At 71.7% G+C, this 8,722-nt stretch carries 8 protein-coding genes and 1 pseudogene; 5 read left to right on the forward strand and 4 right to left on the reverse strand.

Annotated features, from left to right (window positions below):
* Window positions 1-50 precede the first annotated feature (50 nt).
* A complete protein-coding gene (locus O3Q52_RS13010) occupies window positions 51-731 on the forward strand; it encodes an O-methyltransferase (protein ID WP_269648934.1) in 681 nt (226 codons plus the stop codon).
* Window positions 732-763: 32 nt separating this feature from the next.
* Here the strand turns inward: O3Q52_RS13010 and O3Q52_RS13015 are convergent, their stop codons facing one another.
* A complete protein-coding gene (locus O3Q52_RS13015; protein WP_189838110.1) occupies window positions 764-1,162 on the reverse strand; it encodes a hypothetical protein in 399 nt (132 codons plus the stop codon).
* A gap of 216 nt (window positions 1,163-1,378) precedes the next feature.
* Between O3Q52_RS13015 and O3Q52_RS13020 the strand changes: the two genes are divergently transcribed.
* Window positions 1,379-1,783, forward strand: a complete 405-nt coding sequence (locus O3Q52_RS13020; protein ID WP_269648935.1) for a DUF1992 domain-containing protein — start codon at window positions 1,379-1,381, stop codon at window positions 1,781-1,783.
* Between the two features lie 166 nt (window positions 1,784-1,949).
* Here O3Q52_RS13020 and O3Q52_RS13025 read toward each other — a convergent pair.
* Together O3Q52_RS13025 and O3Q52_RS13030 are read right to left on the reverse strand one after the other, a co-directional pair.
* Window positions 1,950-2,219 (reverse strand): annotated as a pseudogene (locus O3Q52_RS13025) (hypothetical protein); the annotation flags it as partial.
* Between the two features lie 794 nt (window positions 2,220-3,013).
* Window positions 3,014-3,727, reverse strand: coding sequence for a hypothetical protein (locus O3Q52_RS13030; protein WP_269648936.1), 714 nt, complete (start codon window positions 3,725-3,727; stop codon window positions 3,014-3,016).
* A gap of 189 nt (window positions 3,728-3,916) precedes the next feature.
* Between O3Q52_RS13030 and O3Q52_RS13035 the strand changes: the two genes are divergently transcribed.
* Together O3Q52_RS13035 and O3Q52_RS13040 are read left to right on the forward strand one after the other, a co-directional pair.
* Complete coding sequence (locus tag O3Q52_RS13035) at window positions 3,917-4,546, forward strand: dihydrofolate reductase family protein (protein ID WP_269648937.1); 630 nt, start codon at window positions 3,917-3,919, stop codon at window positions 4,544-4,546.
* A gap of 54 nt (window positions 4,547-4,600) precedes the next feature.
* Window positions 4,601-5,122: a GNAT family N-acetyltransferase gene (locus O3Q52_RS13040; RefSeq protein WP_269648938.1), complete on the forward strand. Its 522-nt coding sequence runs from the start codon at window positions 4,601-4,603 to the stop codon at window positions 5,120-5,122.
* 50 nt (window positions 5,123-5,172) lie between these two features.
* Here O3Q52_RS13040 and O3Q52_RS13045 read toward each other — a convergent pair whose 3' ends face one another.
* Complete coding sequence (locus tag O3Q52_RS13045) at window positions 5,173-7,290, reverse strand: MFS transporter (protein WP_269648939.1); 2,118 nt, start codon at window positions 7,288-7,290, stop codon at window positions 5,173-5,175.
* 167 nt (window positions 7,291-7,457) lie between these two features.
* Here O3Q52_RS13045 and O3Q52_RS13050 point away from each other — a divergent pair, with 167 nt between their 5' ends.
* Window positions 7,458-8,561 (forward strand): peptidoglycan-binding protein, encoded by a 1,104-nt coding sequence (locus O3Q52_RS13050; RefSeq protein ID WP_269648940.1) that lies wholly within the window; start codon window positions 7,458-7,460, stop codon window positions 8,559-8,561.
* Window positions 8,562-8,722 lie beyond the last annotated feature (161 nt).

Below are 8,722 nucleotides of genomic sequence, written 5' to 3' on the forward strand. Positions count from 1 at the left end.
CGACGGAACTAGTTAGCGCACCTAACTAGACAGACGAAAGGCATACCCATATGACCGAGCCGCAGCTCTGGCACGACGTGGACGACTACTTCACCGGCCTCCTCGCCCCGCCGGACGACGCCCTGACCGACGCGCTGAACGACAGCGACGCCGCCGGACTGCCCCACATCAACGTCGCCCCGCCGCAGGGCAAGCTGCTGCATCTCCTCGCCGTGATCCAGGGCGCGACCCGCATCCTGGAGATCGGCACGCTCGGCGGCTACAGCACCATCTGGCTGGCCCGCGCCCTCCCGCAGGACGGCCGGCTGATCACGCTGGAGTACAGCGAACGACACGCCGAGGTGGCCCGCCGCAACCTCGCCCGGGCCGGCCTGGACAAGATCACCGAGGTCCGGGTGGGCCCGGCGCTCGACTCCCTGGCGAAGCTGGCCGACGAGGGCGACGGGAACACGGCCCCCTTCGACCTGGTCTTCATCGACGCGGACAAGGTCAACAACCCCCGCTATGTGGAGTGGGCCGTCAGGCTCACCCGGCCCGGCAGCCTGATCATCCTCGACAACGTCGTCCGCGGCGGCGCCGTCACCGACCCCACCAGCGACGACCCGAGCGTGCGGGGCACCCGCGAGGCCCTCGGCCTGTTCGCCACACACCCGAAACTGACCGCCACGGCGATTCAGACGGTGGGCTCGAAGGGGTACGACGGCTTCGCGCTGGCGCGCGTACTGCCGTAGCCCCTCCCGCGCCTCTGCCAGGGCCTTCCGGGTCAGGCCTCGTGGTAGAAGCCCACGTTGACGCTGCGGGGCCCCGTGCGGTCGTAGATGATCAGTTCGCCGGAACCGCCGAGGGGCAGCTTGGCCGTCCCGCCGTACGGCAGGATCTGCGGGGCGGCCCCGCCGACCAGGGTGAACCGCACCTCGGACGAGGGGTCGTCGTGCGAGCCCCGCAGCCAGGTCACCTGCCAGCTCCCCTCGGGCCCGCACAGGAACTCCAGGTGCACCCGCGAGACGAACAGCCAGTCGTCGGGCGTCGCGAGGCGGCACACGCCCCGGTCCCGCCCCACCCGCAGCACGGCACCCGGCTCGCTCGGCGCGTCGGCCATCTGCATACCGGCCGTCGCGCCGGCTTCCGTACCGGACACCGTGGCCATGGTGAGTTCGAGCACATGTGCTCCTTCGTTCCCGCGCGTTCCCGCGTTCCAATTGTCCCGCGCCAGGACGCGGTTGACGCCCCGGCGAGGTGTCGCCGCCGAATGATAATTCGCCCGGCCCCACACCGTCCGGCGCAGCCCCACACAGCTCGGCGCGGTGGCACACGGCTCGGCGCGGTCTCACACCGTCCGTCCCGGCACGGCTCGCACACCTTCCGGCACAATGGACGCATGACCGAGCGCAAGCCTCCTGGTGTCAGCTTCGAGTCCTGGGTCGACAGACAGATCCGCGATGCGGAGGCCCGTGGGGAGTTCGCCGATCTTCCCGGCATGGGCAAGCCGCTGACGAGCGGCCCCGACACGTCGTACGACGAACTGTGGTGGATCAAGCAGAAGATGATCCGCGAGGGCCTGACCGTACTGCCGCCGACGCTGGCCCTCCGCAAGGAGGCCGAGGACGCGCTTGAGGCTGCCGCGAAGGCGCCGTCGGAGCAGGCGGTACGGCGGATCATCACGGAGATCAACAAGAAGATCCGCGAGATGATGTTCAAGCCGCCGCCCGGCCCGCCGCTGGGCCTCAAGCCGTACGACGTCGAGGAGATCGTCCGCGAGTGGCACGAGCGGCGCGCGGGCTGAGGCCGTCCGCGTCTGCGTCCTCGTCCTCGTCGAGACCGCGCCGCCCTCTCGGGGCACGGGTGAGGCCCTGCCCCGACACATGGCCCGGGGCAGGGCCTCGCTGCGCAAGTTGCTTATGGTGTGCGGGAGTTCGTGAACGTACGTGGGCTCGCGGGGGCTTGTGGGTTCAGAGCCGCAGCAGCCGTTCCGCCAGTTCCCGGTAGTCCCGTAGGGCCAGGCGGAGTTGTTCGGTGTCGGCCTTGTCCTCGCCGGTGGTCTGCCAGGACGTACGGAGCGTGCGGCGACGCTCGGTCACGGCGTCGGTGAATCGTGCCGCGACCTCCTGGAGGACCTTGTCGGCCTCCTCCACCGAGCCCCGGGGTCCGTCGATGAAGCCGGCCACCGCGTGCTGGAGTTGGAGGGACCACTTTTCGCCGGTGTCGGGGGACATCAGGCGTCCGCCTGTGCGGGTGCCTCCGGCGGTTTCGGGGGTTGCCTTGCCGTGAGTGCCAGGGACAGCCGTGCCTTCGGGAGCCGTGGGACTTCCCGTCGTGGTCATGTGCCGGTCGGCCTGGGCCGGTCGCGCAGTTCCCCGCGCCCCTGATGGGGCGGGTGTGGCTGAGCCGGTGCCGGAAGCGGGGACCCCGGCGGAAGTGACGGGCCGGCCGGGTGTCTCGGCCCGGCCAGATGCCTCGGTCAGGTCAGGCGCCCCAGCACGGCCGGGTGTCCGGGTCCGGTCGGCAGCCTCAGTCCGGTCGGGAGCCCCGGTCAGGTCAGGTGCCCCGGTTCGGTCGGGTGCCTCGGCACGCCTGATGCCCTCGGCCCGGTCAGCAGACCCGGTCCGGCCGGACATCTCGGTACGGCGAGCAGCCTCAGCCTGACTGGGTGTCTCGGTCCGGCCAAGAGTCCCGGTCCGGTCGGCAGCCTCGGCCCGGCCGGGTGCCCCGGTCAGGTCAGGTGCACCAGTCCGGTCGGGTGTCTCGGCACGCCCGGCGCCCTCGGCGCGCCCGGCAGTCTCGGCGCGCCCGGGACTCTCGGTCCGGCCCGCAGCAGCCGCGATCCGGCCGAGTATCCCGGTCCGCCCAGCGGCCTCGGCCTGGTCGGGTGCCCCGGTCCCGTCTGGTGCCTCGGTCCGGTCGGGAGACGTCGGCCGGTCGGCGGACGTGGGTCGTTCGGCGGACGTCGGCCTGTCGTTGCGCCGTTCCGGCGGGGGCGGGGGTGCGGCCGTTGTGTTGTCGTCCGGCATGGCTCTCAACTCCCCTTCACATGGCGCCTGTTGAGGGCCCACGGCGCGTGTGCGCGGCCGCGGGAGCTTTCGGTGTCGGTTCGGGTGGTCGCGGGCGCTTCCTCGGTCTTCTCCCGGGGGTCGCTCTTGCCGCGGGACAGCGCCTTCTCCTCCCCGCGGACCGGGGCCGTCAGGTCCTGGAAGAGCGCGCGGGCCTCGACCAGGGCCTCGCGCAGTTCCTCCGTACCGGCCGCGGGGCCCGCGCCGGAGCCGGCCGTGGGTGTGTGCGCGGCCCGGTGGACGCGCCGGTAGCCGTGGACGTGGTGCGCGTGGTGCACGGAGAGCGCGTCGAGCTGCTCGTCGAAACTGCCGCCGTCCGGGAACCCGCGGGCGCCGGCCACCTCGGCGATCAGCCGGTCCGCCTCGACGACGGCGTCGCGCGGCGAGTCGACGAACTGCTCCTGGACCGCGGTCCAGCGGACCGTGTACCGCTCCCGCGCCGAGGGCTCCAGCGGCTGCTCGCGCAGCGATCCGTGCCGCTTCACCCGCTCTTCGAGTTCGTGCTCGGCGGCCTTGGTGTCGCCGTCGTGCCGGGCGACGGCCCGGTCGTACTCGGGCCCGAAGCGCCGCTTCAGACCTCGCCCGCCGCCCGCCCCGCGGGCCGCCACGGACCGGGCGACCACGGCGGCCACGAGAGCCACCGCGACCACGATCAGAAGGATGATCACGCCTGTGGACATGGAATGCCTTCCGGGTTCTGGGCCCAGTGGGCCGCTTCCCCAGCCGGGTTGCCCGCGCAGCGCTCCCCAAACAGCGCTCGCGACATCCGTGCGGCAGCGTGTCGACTACGGCGTCCCTCGTTCGACGCATGGGTGAGAGCACGAGTGAGGGGCGGCACAGGGGCGCCTCCTGATACCGAGGAGAACATCATGAGCAAGGTCGTCGCACGGATCGGCCTGTCGCTCGACGGATTCATCACCGGCCCCGACGCGGGGGCCGAGCACCCGCTGGGCGTCGGCGGCGAACGGATTCACAACTGGGTGTACGGGCTGCGCGCGTTCCGCGAGATGCTGGGGCAGAAGGGCGGGACGGAGGGCCAGGACAACGACGTGGTGGCCGAGTGGGTCGCCCGGTCGGGCGCGGTGGTCATGGGCCACGGCATGTTCATCAGCGGCGAGGTGCCCTGGGGCGACGAGCCGCCGTTCCACATGCCGGTGTACGTCGTCACCCACCACCCCCGCGAGACCGTGGTGAAGGAGGGCGGCACGAGCTTCCACTTCGTCACCGAGGGCCCCGAGCACGCGCTCGCCCTGGCCCATGAGGCGGCGGGCGAGAAGGGGGTCTCCCTGGCGGGCGGCGCGAACCTGATCCAGCAGTTCATCCGCGCCGGCCTCCTCGACGAACTCCTCCTCCACGTCGTCCCGGTCCTCGCCTGCGCCGGCACCCGGCTCTTCGACAACCTGGGCACCGACCAGATCGAGTGGGAGAAGGTCTCGGTCGTCGACTCCCCCGAGGTCACCCACATCCACCTGCGGGCCCTGAAGCGGGCCGCCGGGTGAGCCGGCGGTAAATCGCTTGCGGACGGCGTACGGGTCCTCGTGACAATGCCCGCCATGAAGACACGTACGCCCGGTGTCCCGGGACCCTGGACCGTCGCCCCCGAGCCCTTCGACTCGCCGGCTGCGGTCGCCCTCTGGCGGGCGTACTACACGGAGGTCAGCGACCGCTGGTACCGGCTGCACCGCGGGCACGACACCGACCCCGCCGAGCTGGAACGCGAGATCGCCGCCGAGAGCGGGGCCGAATTCGCCCCGCCGGGTGGGGTGTTGGTCGTCGCGCGGCACGACGGCGAGGCTGCGGGCATGGCGGGCGTACGGCTCCGGGACGCGGTGACGGGCGAGCTCAAGCGTGTCTTCGTACGCGGGGATCTGCGGGGCAGGGGTGGCGGTGCCGTTCTTCTCGGGGCGGCCGAGGCGGCGGGCCGGGCGCTCGGGGCCGGGCGGCTGATCCTCGACACCCGGGGCGACCTGGTGGAGGCGCGGGCGCTGTACGCCCGGCACGGCTACGCGGAGACCGAGGCGTACAACGACGACGTGTACGCCGAGCACTGGTTCGCCAAGAGCCTCACCGCCTGAACGGCTCGCGCGTCAGGTTTTCGTCTGTCATGCGCCGGGCCGCGCCGGGGTCACTTGGTGAGCCACACCCGGCCGGCCGGCTTCGGGACGGTTCCGTTGTGGGGGCGTTCCTGGTTGGAGCCGCACATCTCGGCGTTCAGCTCCTCCACGAGGCTGACCAGGTCGGTGGGCCGGTCCGGGCCCCACCAGTCGCCCAGGAGCTCGGCGAGGGACTCCTCGCGGGCCTTGGACAGCTTCTCGGCGGCCTCGCGGCCCTGGTCGGTCAGGACGAGGTCGAGGCCCTCCCGTACGGCGAGCCGCCGCTCCTCGACCTGGCGGGCGGCCGCGATGACGACGTGCAGGGGCACCGCGCTGCGCTCGGCGAGGACGGCGGGCTCGGCCCAGCCGTAGCGCCTGATCCGCAGCAGGAGCCAGCTCGTGGCGGGCAGCAGGTCGTACCCGGCGCGGGCGGTGATCTTCTTGTAGATCTCGCGCCGCCCCTCGCGGGTGCCGAGCACGGACAGCGCGCGGCACACCTCGTCGTACGAGGAGCGCTCCACGGGGTTGCTGGCCAGCGTCTGGGTGGCGTCGGGTGCCGTCACCGAGGCCCGCAGCCTGTCCTCGCGCAGGAACCAGGCGAGCGCGAAGCCTGCGAGGGCGACCGGGGCCGCGTACAGGAAGACGTCCGTGATGGACGTGGAGTACGCCTCGACGACGGACGGCCGGAGTGCGGCCGGGAGGTCGGAGATGATCTTCGGGTCGGACTTCAGCGCGTCCACGCTGAGGCTCGGCGGGAGGTCCTGCCCCCGGAGCGCGGAGGTCAGTTCGCTGCCCAGCCGGCTCGCGAAGACCGTGCCGAAGATGGCGACGCCGAACGAGGCGCCGATGGAGCGGAAGAAGGTGGCGCCGGAGGTGGCGACGCCGAGATCCTCGTACGAGACGGAGTTCTGCACGATCAGCACGAGGACCTGCATGACCAGGCCGAGCCCCAGGCCGAAGACGAGGAGGTACGAGCTCATCTCGGCCGCGGAGCTGTTCTCGTCGAGCTGGTGCAGGAGCAGCAGACCGAGCGCGGTGACGCCCGTACCGGCGATGGGGAACACCTTCCAGCGGCCCGTGCGGCTGACGATCTGCCCGGAGACGGTCGAGGAGACGAGCAGTCCGGCCACCATCGGCAGCATGTGCACGCCCGACATGGTGGGCGAGATGCCGTGGACGACCTGGAGGAACGTCGGGAGGTACGTCATCGCGCCGAACATCGCGAAGCCGACGATGAAGCTGATCATGGCGGCGAGGGTGAAGGTGCGGATCCGGAACAGCTTCAGGGGAAGTACGGGTTCGGCGGCCCGCCGTTCGACGGCCACGAACGCCACGGCGAGGACGGCTCCCAGCACGGCGAGGCCGATGATCTGCGGCGAGCCCCAGCCCCAGGTGCTGCCGCCGAGCGAGGCGACGAGGACCAGGCAGGTGGCGACCGCCGCGATCAGGAACGTACCGAGGTAGTCGATCGTGTGCTTCTGGGCGCGGACCGGGATGCGCAGGACGGTCGCGATGACGGCGAGCGCGACGATCCCGATGGGGAGGTTGATGTAGAAGACCCAGCGCCAGCTCAGGTGCTGGGTGAACAGCCCGCCGAGCAGCGGGCCGAGCACGCTGCTCGCGCCGAAGACCGCTCCGAACAGGCCCTGGTACTTGCCCCGTTCGCGGGGCGAGACGATATCGCCGACGATCGCCATCGACAGCACGATGAGCCCGCCGCCGCCGAGGCCCTGGAGGGCGCGGAAGGCGATCAGCTGGGGCATGTTCTGCGCCATCCCGCACAGCGCGGAGCCGATCAGGAAGATCACGATGGCGGTCTGGAACAGCTTCTTGCGTCCGTACTGGTCACCGAGCTTGCCCCAGAGCGGGGTGGCGGCCGTGGAGGCGAGCAGATACGCGGTGACGACCCACGACAGGTGATCGAGGCCACCCAGGTCGCTGACGATGGTCGGCAGCGCGGTCGACACGATCGTCTGGTCCAGGGCTGCGAGGAGCAGTCCGAGCAGCAGGGCCCCGATCGAGACGAGGACGCCGCCCTTCGGGTGCTCCTGACCGGCGGTGGCACCTCGCGAATGGTCCCGGGTGGGGCGGGCCGCCTTCGGTGTGTTCGTGCCGTTCGTGTCGTTCGCACCGTGCGCATCCTCGGCCATGAAGACCTCCCGGCCACGAGAGTCCCGTTTCCTCTTCCATCCTGGTCGGTGTGACCGGTTATGGCCTGTTGAATGCGCTACGGAGTCCGGGATTCCGGGGGTAACCGGGAGATTGTGTGGAGGGGGTCTGCATAATCGCTGGAGTTCGTACGGGGAGGAACCCACACGTGAACGACCGGAACGGTCACATATGCCCGGAATGCGGGGCGCCCTGGGGGTCTGAGGGCTCCCCCACGTGCGACTGCGCCCGCCGGGCGGCCGACGCCCTGCTGGAGACCCGCTCCGCGGAGACCGCGGCGGCAGAGGCCTTCGACCCGCTGCGCATCCGCCCGTACGTGGACCTGGATCCGGCGACACCGGCGACACCGGGGGCGACGGACCCGGCAGACTCGGCCACTCCGGAGCAGCCTGCTCCTGCGCCTGACGGCACCGACCACGGGTACGGGCACGAGCACGCACAGGGGTACGAGCACGAGTACGGGTACGCACACGACGCGCCGTCCGAGCCGCTGCCCACGAGCGCGCCGCACGAGGCGCACGAGAGGGAGCCTGCCGACGCGGCCGCCACCGCCCAGCTGCCCCGCGCGACGGCTCTGCCCCGCTCCCCCGCCCCTGACACGAGCCTCTTCGAGGAGGCCCACCAGCTGGCCCCCGCCGCGGAGCCCGCGTCGGAGAACACCGGCCGACGCCGCCGCTTCGCACTCGTCGGCGCCGGCGCCACCGCCGCGGTGGTCGCGGCGGCCGGGTTCGCGAGCGGACTGTTCTCGTACGACACGCCGTCGCGGGAGAGCGCGGCCCCGGACGACATACGGGCGAGCGTGCCGGACACGACCCTGGACGAGCCGTCGCCGTCGGCCTCCGAGTCGCCCAGCCAGTCGCCGTCGGCCTCACCGACCGAGTCGAGCAGCACGAGTGCGACACCGTCACCGACGAGGTCGACGGCGTCACCCGCCCCGCCCCGCCCGACCGCCACGACCCGCGCCCCGTCGACGCGCGCCCCCACCCCCACGACCACCCAGCCCTCCACCCCACCGGAGAAGGCCGAGCCCGTGACCCTCCGCCGCGGCGACAAGGGCCCCGAGGTCACGGAACTCCAGCAACGCCTCCAACAGGTGGCCCTCTTCACGGGCAACCCCGACGGCGACTACGACAACAAAACCGAGAACGCCGTCCGCAACTACCAACTGACCCGAGGCATCGACAACGAGAACGCAGGCACCTACGACAAAGAAACCCGCACCCGCCTGGAATCAGAAACGACGGAGCCGTAGAGAGCAGGGCCAAGCCCTGCTCCGGACCTTGAAGGCACCGGCCCCTGAACCCTGAAGGGGCCGGTCCTTGGCACTTGAAGGCGCCGTGCTGATCGTTCCGGGCTCCGGGCTCCGGGCTCCGGGCTCCGGGCTCCGGGCTCCGGGCTCCGGGCTCCGGGAGA

The organism is Streptomyces sp. ActVer (genome assembly GCF_027270795.1).
GTDB lineage: Bacteria > Actinomycetota > Actinomycetes > Streptomycetales > Streptomycetaceae > Streptomyces > Streptomyces umbrinus_A.

Bases quoted from the DNA above. Each gene is read 5' to 3' on its own strand.
- O3Q52_RS13010 (WP_269648934.1), top strand. From the start codon at position 51: ATGACCGAGCCGCAGCTCTGGCACGACGTGGACGACTACTTCACCGGC.
- O3Q52_RS13020 (WP_269648935.1), top strand. From the start codon at position 1,379: ATGACCGAGCGCAAGCCTCCTGGTGTCAGCTTCGAGTCCTGGGTCGAC.
- O3Q52_RS13030 (WP_269648936.1), bottom strand. From the start codon at position 3,727: ATGTCCACAGGCGTGATCATCCTTCTGATCGTGGTCGCGGTGGCTCTC.
- O3Q52_RS13035 (WP_269648937.1), top strand. From the start codon at position 3,917: ATGAGCAAGGTCGTCGCACGGATCGGCCTGTCGCTCGACGGATTCATC.
- O3Q52_RS13040 (WP_269648938.1), top strand. From the start codon at position 4,601: ATGAAGACACGTACGCCCGGTGTCCCGGGACCCTGGACCGTCGCCCCC.
- O3Q52_RS13045 (WP_269648939.1), bottom strand. From the start codon at position 7,290: ATGGCCGAGGATGCGCACGGTGCGAACGACACGAACGGCACGAACACA.